This window comes from Streptomyces sp. NPDC057950 (assembly GCF_042887295.1).
GTDB lineage: Bacteria > Actinomycetota > Actinomycetes > Streptomycetales > Streptomycetaceae > Streptomyces > Streptomyces kaempferi.
On sequence record NZ_JBHVPP010000007.1, the window covers coordinates 58,973 to 74,233 of the forward strand.

7 protein-coding genes are annotated in these 15,261 nt (G+C 72.1%); 2 read left to right on the forward strand and 5 right to left on the reverse strand.

Translation table 11 applies throughout. The features are described from left to right. Window positions 1-80: 80 nt before the first annotated feature. The 5 genes from nudC to ACFVTC_RS14175 form a co-directional block, all read right to left on the reverse strand. Complete coding sequence (nudC, locus tag ACFVTC_RS14155) at window positions 81-1,022, reverse strand: NAD(+) diphosphatase (protein WP_390126845.1); 942 nt, start codon at window positions 1,020-1,022, stop codon at window positions 81-83. A 128-nt stretch (window positions 1,023-1,150) separates the two neighbouring features. Next, window positions 1,151-2,563: a dipeptidase gene (locus tag ACFVTC_RS14160; protein ID WP_390126846.1), complete on the reverse strand. Its 1,413-nt coding sequence runs from the start codon at window positions 2,561-2,563 to the stop codon at window positions 1,151-1,153. Window positions 2,564-2,573: 10 nt separating this feature from the next. Next, on the reverse strand, window positions 2,574-6,179 hold the full coding sequence (locus tag ACFVTC_RS14165; RefSeq protein WP_390126847.1) for a UvrD-helicase domain-containing protein: 3,606 nt from the start codon (window positions 6,177-6,179) through the stop codon (window positions 2,574-2,576). A 203-nt stretch (window positions 6,180-6,382) separates the two neighbouring features. Further along, a complete protein-coding gene (locus ACFVTC_RS14170; protein ID WP_390126848.1) occupies window positions 6,383-9,880 on the reverse strand; it encodes an ATP-dependent helicase in 3,498 nt (1,165 codons plus the stop codon). Between the two features lie 248 nt (window positions 9,881-10,128). Further along, window positions 10,129-10,494 (reverse strand): MGMT family protein, encoded by a 366-nt coding sequence (locus tag ACFVTC_RS14175; protein ID WP_390126849.1) that lies wholly within the window; start codon window positions 10,492-10,494, stop codon window positions 10,129-10,131. 186 nt (window positions 10,495-10,680) lie between these two features. Between ACFVTC_RS14175 and ACFVTC_RS14180 the strand changes: the two genes are divergently transcribed. Both ACFVTC_RS14180 and ACFVTC_RS14185 read left to right on the forward strand, forming a co-directional pair. Next, a complete protein-coding gene (locus ACFVTC_RS14180) occupies window positions 10,681-13,497 on the forward strand; it encodes a lysylphosphatidylglycerol synthase domain-containing protein (RefSeq protein WP_390126850.1) in 2,817 nt (938 codons plus the stop codon). Window positions 13,498-13,693: 196 nt separating this feature from the next. Then, window positions 13,694-15,238: an alpha/beta hydrolase gene (locus ACFVTC_RS14185; protein ID WP_390126851.1), complete on the forward strand. Its 1,545-nt coding sequence runs from the start codon at window positions 13,694-13,696 to the stop codon at window positions 15,236-15,238. Window positions 15,239-15,261: the final 23 nt, after the last annotated feature.

Consider the following 15,261-nt stretch of genomic DNA (forward strand, 5'->3'; position numbering starts at 1 on the left):
CGGTGATCACGGGCGGGGTCTCGTCGTGTGTGCTGCTCGGCAGTGGTCGATGGCGCAGAGCAGCCCATCGACGTCCATGTCTACGTCTCTCTGCGGGGCAGGGGCTTTCCGTACCAGAGTTCGATCAGGCGGGCGGCGATGGAGATGCCGTACGGGGGCATTACGTCGCCGGACTCGAAGGCGGTGCGCAGGTCCTCGCGGGAGAACCAGCGGGCTTCGTGGATCTCCTCGCCGTCGACGTTGATCTCGTGGGAGGTGGCGCGGGCCATGAAGCCGAGCATGAGGCTGGAGGGGAAGGGCCAGGGCTGGCTGGCGACGTACTCGACCTCGCCGACGGTGATGCCCGCCTCTTCGAAGACCTCGCGGCGCACGGACTGCTCGATGGATTCGCCGGGTTCGACGAAGCCGGCGAGTGTCGAGAAGCGGCCTTCGGGCCAGTGCACCTGGCGGCCGAGCAGGATGCGGTCCTCGTCGTCGGTGACCGCCATGATCACGGCGGGGTCGGTGCGCGGGTAGTGCTCGGCGCCGCAGGCGGGGCAGCGGCGGATGTGGCCGGCTGCCGCGATCACGGTGCGTTCGCCGCAGCGTGAGCAGAAGCGGTGCAGTCGCTGCCAGTTCTCCAGTGCGACGGCGTGCACCATGAGGCCGGCGTCGCGGGGGGAGAGCAGGAGTCCCGCCTCGCGCAGACCCGCGGGGCGTGCGGACTGGTCGATGCGGCCGGGGAGGGCGTCCTTCTGGAGTGCGAAATAGCTCACACCGTCGTCGTCCGTGCCGAGGAAGTAGCGGTGTGCCTCGGTGAGCGGGGCCTCGAAGGAGGGGGTCATGACGAGTTCGGTGGTGCCGTCCGCGGTCTCGTCGATGAGGACCTGACCGCCGGAGACCACGAAGGCTCGGGTCGTGGGGTGGCTCCAGGCCGCCGCGAGCCAGGCCTCGTCGAGCCGGTGGTGGGCGGCCCGGTCGATGCCGCTCGGGGCGGTGAGCGAGATGGGACGGTCGGCGGTGCGGTCGGTCCAGGTGGTCACGGGTGCTTCCAACTCCCCCGGTGGAAAGGTTATTTCGGCGGGCGGTTCAGCAGGACGTACGGCGGGGCGGGTGTGTGGGGTGCTCTTCTGGGTGTGAATGGGCTTCTTCCGGGTGTGAACGGGCTTCTTCAGTGTGCCTCGCGCCAGTTCTCGGCCAGGTCGTCCCAGAGGTGGGCGCTGGTTTCGACGCCTTTCATGAGGAGGTCGAGTTCGACCTTCTCGTTGGGGGCGTGCCAGCCGTCGGAGGGGACGGAGATGCCCAGGAAGAGCACGGGGGCGTCGAGGACTTCCTGGAGGTCGGCCGCGGGCCCCGAGCCGCCTTCGCGGGTGAAGCGGATGGGCTGTTCGAAGGCGCGGCCCATGGCTCGTACGACGGACTGCAGGGCGGGGTGGTCCAGTGGGGTGAGGCAGGGGCGGGTGGCGGCGCCGAAGGTGATCTCGTGCCGGATGCCTTCGGGGAGCTGTTCGGCGGCCCAGGCGCGTACGGCCTTCTCGATGTGGTCGGGGTCCTGGCCGGCGACCAGCCGGAAGGAGAGCTTGACCAGGGCGGAGGACGGGATGATCGTCTTGCTGCCGGGGCCCTGGTAGCCGCCGCCGATGCCGTTGACCTCGGCGGTGGGGCGGGCCCAGATGCGCTCGAGGGTGGTGTGTCCGGCCTCTCCGTGGGTGGCCGACGACTTGGCGGTGGCCAGCCAGCGTGCTTCGTCGAAGGGCAGTTCGGCGAAGAGTTCGCGCTCGCGGTCGGTGAGTTCGGTGATGCCTTCGTAGAAGCCGGGGACGGCCACGCGCGCGTGGTCGTCGTGGAGGGCGGCGACGAGGCGGGCGGCGGCGGTGGCGGGGTTGGGCACGGCGCCGCCGAAGGAGCCGGAGTGGATGTCCTGGGCGGGCCCGTGCAGCTCGATCTCGCATTCGGCGAGACCGCGCATGCCGGTGCACACGGTGGGGGTGTCCTCGGACCACATGCCGGTGTCGGAGACGATCACCGCGTCGGCGGACAGCCGGTCGGCGTGGGTTTCCACGAGGTGACGGAAGTGCGGGGAGCCGGATTCCTCCTCGCCCTCGATCAGGAGTTTGAGGTGGACGGCGGGGGTGGTGCGTCCGGTGGCGGCGAGGTGGGCGCGGACGCCGAGTGTGTGGAAGAACACCTGGCCCTTGTCGTCGGCGGCTCCGCGCGCGTGGAGGCGGTTTCCGCGGATCACCGGTTCGAAGGGGTCGGTGTCCCAGCCGTCCTCGCGGGCGGCGGGCTGTACGTCGTGGTGCCCGTAGACGAGGACCGTGGGGGCCTGGGGGTCCTCCGACGGCCATTCGGCGAAGACGGCGGGGGCGCCCTCCGTCGTCCAGACCTCCGTGGTGGGGAAGCCGGTCTCCTGGAGTTTGGCGGCGAGCCAGTCGGCGCTGCGCCTCACGTCCGCCGCGTGGTCGGGCTGGGCCGACACGGAGGGGATGCGCAGCCATTCGGCGAGGTCGTCGAGGAAGGCCGCGCGGTGGTCGTGGATGTACGCGCGGACGGTGCTGACGGCGTTGTCAACGGGCTTGCTCATGCTCACGAGCCTAACTGCCCGCGGGGGCGTGTTCGTCCGTCGGTTCTCCGGCCGCATCTTGCCCCGGGCCCCGTGTGTCCTGCGTGAGCAGCCGTTCCAGGGCGGCGCGGTCGGGGAGGTCGCGGGGGCGGACGATCTCTCCGCTGCGGACGTATACGAACGTGGCCTTGACGGACTCCGGGGGCACGCCCTGCTGCTCGGCCCAGGCGAGGCGGTAGACGGCGAGCTGGAGGGGGTCGGCGGTGGGGGTGCGGCTGGTCTTCCAGTCGACGATCTCGTACGTCGTACCGTCGCCGTCGTCCTCCTTGTAGACGGCGTCGATGCGGCCGCGGACGACGCGTCCGGCGATGGCGAGCTGGAAGGGGGTCTCGACGCGGTGGGGCGTGCGGTGTGCGTAGGGAGTGCGTTCGAAGGCGTCCTTGAGGTCCTCCAGGTCGCGTTCGTCGGCGATCTCGGCGTCGTTGCCGGGCAGGTCCTCCGGTTCGAGCATGGGCAGCCGCAGTTCTTCGAAGCGGGACTCCACCCAGGCGTGGAAGCGGGTGCCGCGGCGGGCGGCGGGTTGCGGGGGGCGTGGCATGGGGCGGGCGAGTTCCTGTGCGAAGCCGTCGGGGTCGGCGGCCAGGTGCAGTACCTGGGAGGCGGTGAGCGAGGCGGGCAGGGGTACGTCGGTGACGCTCGCGCGGGCGCGCAGGAGTTCTCCGGTGAGGGCGTCGAGGTCGCGGTCCCAGGAGGCGAGGGTGCGGACTTCCTCGGGTGTGAGGCGTACGGGGTCGTCTTGCGGGTGGGGGCGGGCGCCCTGGGCGTGCGGGGGCTGAGGGGCCGGGCGCGCGTCCTCGGCGTGCGGGGGCTCGGGGGCCGGGCGGGTCTCAGGGGCCGGGCGGGTCTCAGGGGAGGGCGCCTGGTGCGGGAGCGTCGGGCGGTGGGTCGCCCAGGAGTCCCAGTCCGAGTCGTCGCCCATGAGGAGTTCGTCGTCGCCTTCGGGGAGGTCGTCGTTTCCTTCTGGGTGCGGTTCGTCCCCGTAGGGCGTCTCGTCGTCGTCAGGCGGGGGCGGCCACTCCGGGTCGTCGTGGGAGGACGGGCCGTGGGCGGCGGGGTGGGGTTCTTCGTGGGACGCCACCCGCTCCAGGTGGGCGAGTACGGTCTCGGCGGCCGCGCGGCGGCGGGCGAGTGCGGTGTCGTCGAGCGGGAGCGGCCACGCGTGGTCGGCCGCCGCCTCGCGCAGGGCCGGGTTCTCCTCGTCCTCCGCCGGTTCGTCGGCCCAGGCCTCGATCTCCCCGTGTCCGGCGGCGCAGTGGTCGTACAGGGCGTGCAGGAAGTCGGAGGGGCCGCGCGGGCGCTTCTGGGACGGTCCCCACCAGTGACCGGAGCCGAGCAGGAGCGTGCGGGGGCGGGTGAAGGTCACGTAGCCGAGGCGGAGCTCCTCGGTGCGCTGGTGGTCCTTCATGGCCTCGTGGAAGGCCTTGATGCCCTTGGCGTCCCAGGTGTCGACGTCGGGCAGGGTGTCGGCGTCTCCGCGCAGTGCGTGCGGCAGGACCTTGCCCTGGGCTGTCCATTTCTCGCGGCCCTGGGTGCTGGGGAAGGTTCCGGTGACGAGGCCGGGGACGGCGACGACGTCCCACTCCAGGCCCTTGGCCTTGTGGGCGGTGAGCACCTTGACGGTGTTCTCGCCGCCGGGCAGGGCGTTGTCGAGGCCCTTCTCGTACTGCGCGGCGGTGCGCAGGTAGCCGAGGAAGGCGAGCAGGCTCGCCTCGCCGTCGCCCGCGGCGAAGGACGCGGCGACGTCGAGGAAGTTCGAGAGGGTTTCGCGGCGGCGGGCGGCGAGGGCGTGTGGGGACGCGGAGAGCTCGACCTCCAGTCCGGTGACGGCGAGGACCCGGTGCAGGACGTCCATGAGGGGGTCGGCGAGCGAGCGGCGCAGGTCGCGCAGTTCGGCGGCGAGCCGTGCGAAGCGGACCCGGGCGTCGGGTGAGAAGGGCAGTCCGTCGTCGTCCCCCTCGGCCTCGATGGGCATCTCCAGGAACGTGTCCAGGGCGTCGGCGAGCGATATCACCTCGGCCGGGTCGACCCCCTCGACGGCCGCGGCGAGCCGGCGGTCGGCGTCGTCGTCGGCGCCCGCGCGCGCGTGGGACACGAGGAGGCGGGCGCGCCGTCCCAGGAGGGCGAGGTCGCGTGGGCCGATCCGCCAGCGCGGTCCGGTGAGCAGGCGGACCAGGGAGGCGTTGGCGCCGGGGTCCTGGAGGACTTCGCAGACGGCGACGAGGTCGGCGACCTCGGGGAGATGCAGCAGCCCGGAGAGGCCGACGACCTCGACGGGGATGTCGCGGGCGACGAGCGCGCCCTGGATCTCGGCGAAGTCGCTCGCGGTGCGGCACAGCACGGCGATCTCGCCGGGGGCCTTTCCGGTGCGTACGAGGTGGGCGAGGGAGTCGGCGAGCCAGTCGATCTCCTCGGCGTGGGTGGGCAGCAGCGCGCAGTGGACGACGCCGTCGTGCTCGGCTCCGGGGGCGGGCCGGAGTGCCTCCACGCCCGCGTGCATCGCGCGCAGGGGCTCGGCGAGGCCGTTGGCGAGGTCGAGGAGGCGGCCGCCGCTGCGGCGGTTCTCGCTGAGCGACTGGCGGGTGGCGGGGCGGCCGTCGGCGCCCGCGAAGTGTTCGGGGAAGTCGTCGAGGTTGGCGACGGAGGCGCCGCGCCAGCCGTAGATGGCCTGGCACGGGTCGCCGACCGCGGTCACGGGGTGTCCTGTGCCGCCGCCGAACAGTCCGGCGAGCAGTACGCGCTGCGCCACCGAGGTGTCCTGGTACTCGTCCAGGAGGACCACGCGGAACTCGTCGCGGAGGATGTCGCCGACCTCGGGGCGGGTGCGGGCCAGGGTGGCCGAGAGGGCGATCTGGTCGCCGAAGTCGAGGAGGTCGCGGTCGCGTTTGGCCGCGCGGTAGCGGACCACCAGTTCGGCGAGTGCGCGCCGGGCCGCGGCGGCCTCGGGGACCTTGCGGAGGTCGGCGTTGGTGAGTCTGGCGCCCTCCATCGTGTGCAGCAGGTCGGCGTCGTGGGCGCGCAGGTCCTCGGGGCGTACGAGGTGTTCGGAGAGTTCGGAGTCGAGGGTGAGGAGGTCGCCGACGAGGTCGGGGAAGGAGCGGGTGAGCGCCGGGTACGGTCCCGGTGACTCGCGCAGGACGCGCGCGGCGAGCTGGTAGCGGGTGGCGTCGGCGAGCAGGCGGGACGTCGGTTCGAGGCCGATGCGCAGTCCGTGGTCGGTCAGGAGGCGGCCCGCGAAGGCGTGGTACGTGGAGATGACCGGTTCGCCGGGCGGGTTGTCGGGGTCGATCACGTCCGGGTCGGTGACGCCGGCCTTGATCAGGGCCTTGCGGACGCGTTCGGCGAGTTCGCCCGCCGCCTTGTTGGTGAACGTCAGACCGAGGACCTGTTCGGGGGCGACCTGTCCGGTGCCGACCAGCCAGACCACGCGTGCCGCCATCACCGTGGTCTTCCCGGATCCGGCTCCGGCCACGATCACCTGCGGGGCGGGCGGTGCGGTGATGCAGGCCGTCTGCTCCGGGGTGAAGGGGATGCCGAGGAGCTCCTTGAGCTGCTCGGGATCGGTGATACGGGCGGGCACGTCAGAGAGGCTAGCCGCGACCACTGACAGTGGGTGGCCACATCGGCTGTCGGGGTGTGGGAACCGCTGGTCAGCACGTGTGGTGTCCTACGTCACTCAGGTCGCGTCCGAGGGCGCCGCGCGGCCCGGGAGCCGTCGGCCGTCGCCGGTCCGCGTGCCATCGGCCGTCGCCGGTCCGCGTGCCATCGGTCGTCCGGCGGCCGTCATTCGACGACGTGGCGTCCCTCCGCGCGGGCGCTGCACGATGTCCGGAACGCGCAGTGCGTGCAGTGCTGGCCGGTGGTCGGTGAGAACCGTTCGTCGAGGACCTTGCCCGCGGCGGTGGCCAGCAGGTCGCCGACCCACTCCCCCGTGAGGGGTTCCTGGGCCTGCACCTTGGGGAGGGTCTCGCCGCCGTTCTTCTGGGCGGCGCCCTGGCGCAGCTGGACGAGTTCGGCGCCGCCCGGCCCTGGGCGCACGCCGTCGAAGGCGTCGTCGACCGCGCCCTCGCGGACCGCTAGCTGGTAGACGGCGAGCTGTGGGTGGTGGGCCACTTCGGCGGCCGTGGGCGCGTTCTTGCCGGTCTTGAAGTCGACCACGTAGGCGCGGCCCTCGGTGTCCGTCTCGACGCGGTCCATGGAGCCGCGGATGCGTACTTCGTAGGAGCCCGCTTCGAGGGTCACGTCGAAGTCGTGCTCGCTGGCCACCGGTGTACGGCCGGGACGGACCTGGTTGGAGTCGATGTGCCACTTCAGGAAGCGTTCGAGCGCCACGCGCGCGTGCTCCTTCTCCTGCGCCGACTTCCAGGGCGCGTCGAAGGCGAGCGCGTTCCACACGGAGTCCAGGCGTTCCATGAGGACGTCGAGGTCGGCGGGGGTCCGTCCGGAGGCGACCTCGTCGGCGAGGACGTGTATCACGTTGCCGAAGCCCTGGGCCGCGGTCGCGGGCGCGTCGGCCTTCACCTCGCGCCCCAGGAACCATTGCAGGGCGCAGGTGTTGGCGAGCTGGTCGAGGGCGCTTCCGGAGAGCACGACGGGCTGGTCGCGGTCGCGCAGCGGGACCTTGCTCTCGGTGGGGTCGTACATCCCCCACCAGCGGTAGGGGTGGGCGGAGGGCACCAGGGGGCGGCCGTCGTCGTCGGTGAGGGCGGCGAGTCGGGCCAGTCGGTGGGCCGCGGCCTGCCGGAGGGGTTCCGAGACGCGGGGGTCGACGGTGGTGGCGCGCAGTTCGGCGACGAGGGCTGCGACGGAGAGCGGGCGGCGGGGCCGGCCGGTGACGTCCTTGGGTTCCACGCCGAGTTCGGTGAGGAAGCGGGAGGGCTGGTCCCCGTCGTCGGCGGGTGCCTTCACCGCGGTGACGACGAGGCGCTCACGCGCGCGGGTGGCGGCCACGTAGAACAGGCGGCGTTCCTCGGAGAGGAGCGCTCCGGGGGTGAGGGGTTCGGCGAGGCCGTCGCGTCCGATGCGGTCGGCCTCCAGCAGGGAGCCGCGGCGGCGCAGGTCGGGCCACAGACCCTCCTGGACGCCGGCGACGACGACGAGGCGCCATTCCAGGCCCTTGGAGCGGTGCGCGGTCATCAGGCGCACGGCGTCGGGGCGTACGGCCCGGCGGGTGAGGGTGTCGGCGGCGATGTCCTGGGCGTCGATCTCCTCCAGGAAGTTGAGGGCGCCGCGTCCGCCGGTGCGTTCCTCGGCGCGGGCCGCGGTCGCGAACAGCGCGCACACGGCGTCGAGGTCGCGGTCGGCGTTGCGTCCGGCCGCGCCGCCGCGCCGGGCGGCCCGTTCCAGGCGCCTCGGCCAGGGTGTGCCTTCCCAGAGGTCCCACAGCGCCTCCTCGGCCGTGCCACCGCCCGCCAGGCGTTCCCGTGCCTTGCGCAGCAGCGCGCCGAGGCGCTGGGCTCCGCGGGCGTAGGCCGGGTCGTGGGCGACGAGCCGTTCCGGTTCGGCCAGCGCGAGGGCGAGCAGTTCGTCGGAGGGCGGCGGTACGTGGTTGCCGGCGGCGCGTTCCTCCTCGCGCAGCGCGCGGCCCAGGCGCCGCAGGTCGGCGGCGTCCATGCCGGCGAGGGGCGAGGCGAGCAGGGTGAGCGCGGTCTCGGTGTCGAGCCAGGACGCCGTCCCCTGGAGGCCGGTGTCTTCGGGCTGTGCGTCCGCGTCGTGCGGAACGACTGCCGAAGGGGCTTCAGGGACGTTTTCCAGGGCAGCTCCGGGATCGTTTTCGGGAGCAGCTCCGGGTGCGTCGTCGGAGATGTCGTCAGGGGCGGTGTCAGGGGTGCGGACGGGAGCGTCGCCGCCGGCGCGGGGCCTCGGTGCCGCGCCGGCTCCCGTCCCGGACTCGGCGCGGGCGACCGCCCGCAGTGCCGTCAGCAACGGCGTAACCGCGGGTTCGTGCCGCAGGGGCAGGTCGTCGCCGTCGATGTCCAGCGGTACACCGGCGGCGGTGAGGGAGCGGCGGATCACCGGGATCGTGCGGGAGCCCGCGCGCACCAGGACGGCCATCTCGCCCCAGGGGACGCCGTCCTCCAGGTGGGCGCGGCGCAGGAGGTCCGCGATGTTGTCCAGTTCGGTGCCCGCCGTCGGGTACGTGTAGACCTCGACCGTGCCGCCGTCCCGCACCGGTGTCAGCTCCCGGTGGGCGCGTACCTTCGGCGCGGGCAGCCGGGTGAGCGGCATGCGCTGGGTGAGCAGGCGGGTGGCGTCGAGCAGGGTGGCGCCCGAGCGGCGGGAGGTGCGCAGTACCTCGACCGGCGCGGGGTGGCCGTCCGCGCGCGGGAAGGCGTCGGGAAAGTCCAGGATGCCGTTCACGTCGGCGCCCCTGAAGGCGTAGATCGACTGGTCGGGGTCGCCGAAGGCGACCAGGGTGCGGCCGCCGCCGGCCAGGGCGCGCAGGAGCCGCACCTGGGCGGGGTCGGTGTCCTGGTACTCGTCCACGTAGACGGCGTCGTACTGGGCGGCGAGACGTTCGGCGACGCCCGTGCGTCCCGTGAGCAGCACCGCGCGGTGGACGAGTTCCGCGTAGTCGAGCACTCCTTGCAGGTCGAGAACGTCGAGGTACTCGGCGAGGAAGGCCGCGGCGGCGCTCCAGTCGGGGCGGCCGATCCGGCGGGCGAAGGCGGTCAGGGCGTCAGGGCCGAGTCCGAGTTCGCGGCTGCGCGCCAGGACGGCCCGGACCTCGTCGGCGAAGCCGCGTGTGGTCAGGCAGGCGCGCAGTTCGTCGGGCCAGCGGACGTGGGCGAGGCCGAGCCGCTCCAGGTCGGGCTGGCCCGCGAGCAGTTCGCGCACGGCGACGTCCTGTTCGGGTCCGGACAGCAGCCGCAGTGGTTCCACGAACAGTTCGCTGTCCTGGTGGGCGCGGACCAGGGCGTAGCAGAACGAGTGGAAGGTGGTGGCCCGGGGGGCGCGGGCGGCTCCGATGCGCAGCGCCATGCGGTCGCGCAGTTCCACGGCGGCCTTGCGGCTGAACGTGAGGACCAGGATCCGTTCCGGGTCGCCGCCGTGTGCGATCCGGGCCGCGACGGACTCGACGAGGGTGGTCGTCTTGCCGGTGCCGGGGCCCGCCAGCACGAGGAGTGGGCCCGAGCCGTGGTCAACCACGGTGCGCTGTCCTGCGTCCAGACGAGGGGGGCCCACCCGGACCGGCGCGGTGCGCACCAGTCGGTACGCGCCGCGGGTCCCCTGCCGCACCTGGGGGTGCGGCGGGCGCCTGGTGGAGGAAGAGGAGCTCACGTGGTTCGCCGGTCCTGGAGGTTGTGCTGGTGTGCGGAGCGCCGCGGGCCGAGGGTGGTGGCCGCGGGGTGAGGGGGATGCGCGCCGTCGACGGTACGCCGGTGGACATCGCGGACGGACGGCTTCCCGTTCTTCCCTCACGCCCGGTGCGTTCCCCGCTCGTCGAACGTACGGCATGTCACGGACGTGCCTCGTTTCCCCCGTACGGGCCACAGACGTCCCGTCCGCCCGTCCGATGGCGGAAGCTGTCAGGTGTGATCCTGTGCGCGTTCGTCGCCGTCCCATCGTGCTCGTCTCATGTCGACGCGCGGCAGATGCCCCTCGGAAGCCCTGCTCGCCTCCTTCAGCGGCGTGCCCTCCTCGCGATAGCGGGCAAGCGCCTCGAGTTCGTGGCCCGGCAGGAGGATTCCGTCCGCGCGGACGACGCGCCACCACGAGGCCGCTCCTCCGTAGAGGGCCATCACGCGTCCGACCTGGCGCGGGCCGCCTTCCTCCAGCCACTCGGCGACATCCCCGTACGTCATGACGCGCCCGGGGGGAATGAGGTCGGCGACCTCGAGGACCCGCTCCGCGTACTCCGGCAGCTCGTCCGCCGGAAGGTTCTGCTCGCTCATCCGTCCCATCCTGCCCCACGCCACCGACAGTGTGACGCGACGGCGACTGTGGGTGTCCCTCGCCCCGAAGGCGCACTTCGGGCAGACTGTGCGCCCCCGCATTTGCACCCTGATGCCCCCGTGTGTCGGTGGGGCATGCCACCATCGTGCGGGCGGTGACTGGTGATACGAGATCAAGAAGAGACCATGAGGCAGCAGGGCGTGCACCCCGAAGGCGCGGAGAGCACCTCCGCCGCTTCGTCGCGCCCGGAAGCCGCCGGGACCGCCGACGAGAGCTCCGGTACGACGGGCGGCGAGCCCGGTTCGAAGGCCGATTCCCCCTCGAAGGCGGACCAGAAGCCCTCTCCTGAGGCGCACGGCACCGGGAATCGGCGGACGACGGGCGACGACGGCTGCGGTGACGGCGTCCACAACGACGAGGTCGAGGGCGACGAACCGCTGCTGCCCGCGCGCGTGCACCGTCCGTCGGACCTGATGCGGCTGCTGGTCGGCTTCCTCGCGATCGTCGTGCTGCTCGCCATCGCGGCGTTCGCACACGGGACGACCTCCGGACTCGAACAGGACATCAACAAGGGCACCGGCCAGGCACCCGATCTGCTGATCAAGATCGCGGGACTCGCGTCGAGCATCGCGATCCTGCTGGTCCCGGTCGCCTTCGCGATCGAGCGCCTGATCAAGCGGGACGGGCTGCGCATCGCCGACGGCGTGCTCGCCGCGGTCCTCGCGCACGGGGTGACCCTCGCCACCGACCTGTGGGTCGCGAAGGCCGCTCCGGGCTCCATCCAGGAGGCCCTCACCCAGCCCTCGCCGGGTGACATCCACGCCCTCACCGACCCGGTGCACGGCTATCTGGCGCCGGTCATCGCGTACATGACGGCCGTCGGCATGTCCCGCAGACCCCGCTGGCGCGCGGTGCTGTGGGTGGTGCTGCTCCTGGACGCCTTCTCCATGCTGGTCACCGGCTACACGACACCGTTCTCGATCATCCTGACGGTGCTGATCGGCTGGACCATCGCCTACGGGACGCTGTACGCGGTCGGGTCGCCGAACGTCCGGCCGACCGGCCGCACACTGATGGCGGGGCTGCGGCACGTCGGTTTCCATCCCGTCAGCGCGGCCCGCGAGGAGACCCCGGACACGTCCGACAACGGCGACCGGGGCAGGCGCTACTTCGTCACCCTGGAGGACGGGCAGCCGCTGGACGTCACGGTGGTCGACCGGGAGCAGCAGGCGCAGGGCTTCTTCTACCGGGTCTGGCGCAATCTGACCTTGCGCGGGCTCGCCACCCGTCGCAGCCTCCAGTCGCTGCGGCAGGCCCTGGAGCAGGAGGCGCTCCTCGCGTACGCGGCCATCGCGGCCGGCGCCAACGCGCCGAAGCTGATCGCGACCTCCGAGCTCGGCCCGGACGCCGTGATGCTCGTCTACGAGCACACCGGCGGACGGACCCTGGACTCGCTGCCCGGGGAGCTCATCACCGACGGCCTGCTGCGTGACACCTGGCATCAGGTGCAGGCACTGCAGTCACGGCGCATCGCGCACCGCAGGCTCGCGGGTGACGCGATTTTGGTGGATCGTTCCGGCACGGTGATCCTCACCGATCTGCGCGGTGGCGAGATCGCGGCCGGTGATCTGCTGCTGCGCATGGACATCGCCCAGCTGCTGACCACGCTGGGGCTGCGCGTGGGCGCCGAGCGCACGGTGGCGTCGGCGGTCGGTGTGCTGGGGCCGGACGCCGTAGCCGACTGTCTGCCCCTGCTGCAGCCCATCGCACTGTCCCGCTCCACGCGCGCGACGCTGCGCAAATTGGCCCGGGAGCGTGCCCAGCGCGAGCGCGACGCGGTCCTGGAGGCCTCACGGCAGGACAAGCTCGCGCGCGCGGAGCAGGCCCAGCACGCCGAGACCGTGGCGGAGAAGCCCGGCAAGAAGGCCGTACGGGCGGAGCAGCGGGCCGAGAAACGGGCGCTGGACGAAGCGCTGGACGAGGCACGCGAGGAGGACCTCCTCACCCAGATCCGTCACCAGGTGCTGCGGATCAGACCGCAGGCGCCGGTCGAGCCGGCCCGCCTGGAGCGGATCAAGCCGCGCACGCTGATCAGTTTCATCGCCGGTGCCATCGGCGGGTACTTCCTGCTGACGCAGCTCACCCACATCGAGTTCGCGACCCTCTTCGAGAGCGCCGAGTGGGGCTGGGTCGCGGCGGCCGTGCTGTTCTCGGCGCTGAGCTACTTCGCGGCGGCGATGAGCCTGCTCGGCTTCGTGCCCGAACGGGTGCCGTTCCTGCGGACCGTGGCCGCGCAGGTCGCCGGCTCGTTCGTGAAGATCGTGGCGCCGGCGGCGGTCGGTGGTGTCGCGCTCAACACGCGCTTCCTGCAGCGTGCCGGGGTGCGGCCGGGGCTCGCGGTGGCGAGTGTCGGCGCGTCGCAGCTGTTCGGGCTGGGCTGTCACATCCTGATGCTGCTGTCCTTCGGCTATCTGACCGGCACGGAGAAGACTCCGTCCCTGTCGCCCTCCCGTACGGTCATCGCCGGTCTGCTGACGGTCGCGGTGCTGGTCCTCGTCGTGACGTCGGTGCCGTTCCTGCGGAAGTTCATCGTCACCCGGGTCAGGTCACTGTTCGCCGGGGTCGTGCCGCGGATGCTGGACGTGCTGCAGCGTCCGCAGAAGCTGATCACCGGTATCGGCGGGATGCTGTTGCTGACCGCGTGCTTCGTGATGTGCCTGGACGCGTCGATCCGTGCCTTCGGCCATGAGGAGACCACCACGCTCAGCCTGGCCAGCGTGGCCGTCGTCTTCCTCGCGGGCAACGCGCTCGGATCCGCGGCGCCCACCCCCGGCGGTGTCGGCGCGGTCGAGGCGACGCTCACGGTCGGCCTGATCGCCGTCGGCCTCCCCAAGGAGGTCGCCGCTCCCGCGGTGCTGCTGTACCGACTGCTGACGCTGTGGCTGCCGGTGCTGCCGGGGTGGCTGTTCTTCAACCACCTCACGCGCAAGGGCGCCCTGTAGGGAACCGGCACGGCGCGCCACACCTCGGCAGGATCACGGGGCTCGCGTCGAGGATCGCGATCCTGGCGGTGACCGGTACGGCGCGCCGCACCCCGGCCCGCGGCACCGCGAGCACCTCGAGCACGGCGCGCCGGGCCCTCACCCGCACGGCCCGCGTCCCGAGCGCGCCGCCCGGCGCGACCGCAGGATGGGAGACATGCCGAACCCGTCCCAGTCGCGCGCCGCTGCCCTCACCATGACCGCCGTCCTGCTGTCCTGTGTGCTGGCGGGCTGCGGCGACGGAGCGAAGGACGGGGACCTGACGGCCCAGAAGCTCAGCTGGAAGGACTGCCCGGCCCCCTCCGAGTCCGAGGGTGGCGGCAGCGCCCCCTCTCCGCTGCCGGGCGGTGCGCAGTGGCAGTGCGCCACCATGAAGGCTCCCCTCGACTGGTCCGACCCCAAGGGCGACACGATCGGCATCGCGCTGATCCGGGCGCGGGCGAGCGGCGACCCGGGCAGACGCATCGGCTCCCTCGTCTTCAACTTCGGCGGCCCCGGCGGTTCGGGCGTCACCACGCTGCCCGCCTTCGGCGGGGACTACGCGAAACTGCGCACCCGCTACGACCTGGTGAGCTTCGATCCGCGTGGGGTCGGGCGCAGCGACGGGGTGAAGTGCGAGGACGACAGTCAGCTCGACGCGTACTTCCAGCAGGACGCCATTCCCGACGACGACGCCCAGCGGAAGTCGCTCCTGGACAACACCAAGGCGTTCAACGCGGCCTGCGAGAAGAACTCGGGCCGGACCATCCCGCACGTGCGCACCACCGACGCGGCCCGCGACATGGATCTCATGCGGCAGGTCCTCGGGGACGACAAGCTGCACTACTTCGGCATCTCCTACGGCACCGAACTCGGCGGTGTCTACGCCCACTTGTTCCCCAAGAACGTGGGTCGCGCCGTGTTCGACGGGGTGGTCGACCCGACGCAGGACCCGGAACAGGGCGCACTGGGGCAGGCGAAGGGTTTCCAGCTCGCGCTCGACAACTTCGCCGAGGACTGCACCTCGAAGGCGGATCCCTGTCCGATCGGCGACACTCCGCAGGACGTCAAGAACCGCATCGCCAAGTTCCTCACCGGCCTGGAGAGCAAGCCGATCCCCGGTGTCTTCCCGCGTGAACTGACCCAGACCGCCGCGACCAACGGCATCGCGCAGGCCCTGTACTCCAAGGACTTCTGGGAGTACCTGACGGAGGGTCTCGACCAGGCGTACAGCGGTGACGGCAAGGAGCTGATGGTGCTGTCGGACTCGATGAACGGGCGCAGCGAGGACGGCCAGTACAGCAATATCGCCGCGGCGAACGTGTCCATCAACTGCGCGGACGAGAAGCCGCGTTACACCGTCGCCGACGTCGAGGCGAGACTTCCCGAGTTCCGGGCCGCGTCGCCCCTGTTCGGCGACTATCTGGCCTGGGGCATGCTCAGTTGCACCGACTGGGCCGTCCCGGGGGCCGCCGACCACCCGGACGTCGGCGCGGCAGGCGCGGCACCGATCCTCGTGGTCGGCAACACCGGTGACCCGGCCACGCCGTACGAGGGCGCGAAGAAGATGGTGGAGGCGTTGGGCAAGGGCGTCGGCGTCGAGTTGACCTACAAGGGCCAGGGGCACGGCGCGTACGACAGCGGGAACAAGTGCGTGCACAACGCGGTGGACGGCTATCTGCTGAACGGAACCGTGCCCCCCGCCGGAACCGTCTGCACCTAGAAAAGTGCAGGTCAAACAGTTAT

Excerpts from the sequence above, each read along its gene's own strand:
- ACFVTC_RS14160 (WP_390126846.1), bottom strand. The coding sequence starts at position 2,563 with ATGAGCAAGCCCGTTGACAACGCCGTCAGCACCGTCCGCGCGTACATC.
- ACFVTC_RS14175 (WP_390126849.1), bottom strand. The coding sequence starts at position 10,494 with ATGAGCGAGCAGAACCTTCCGGCGGACGAGCTGCCGGAGTACGCGGAG.
- ACFVTC_RS14180 (WP_390126850.1), top strand. The coding sequence starts at position 10,681 with ATGAGGCAGCAGGGCGTGCACCCCGAAGGCGCGGAGAGCACCTCCGCC.
- ACFVTC_RS14185 (WP_390126851.1), top strand. The coding sequence starts at position 13,694 with ATGCCGAACCCGTCCCAGTCGCGCGCCGCTGCCCTCACCATGACCGCC.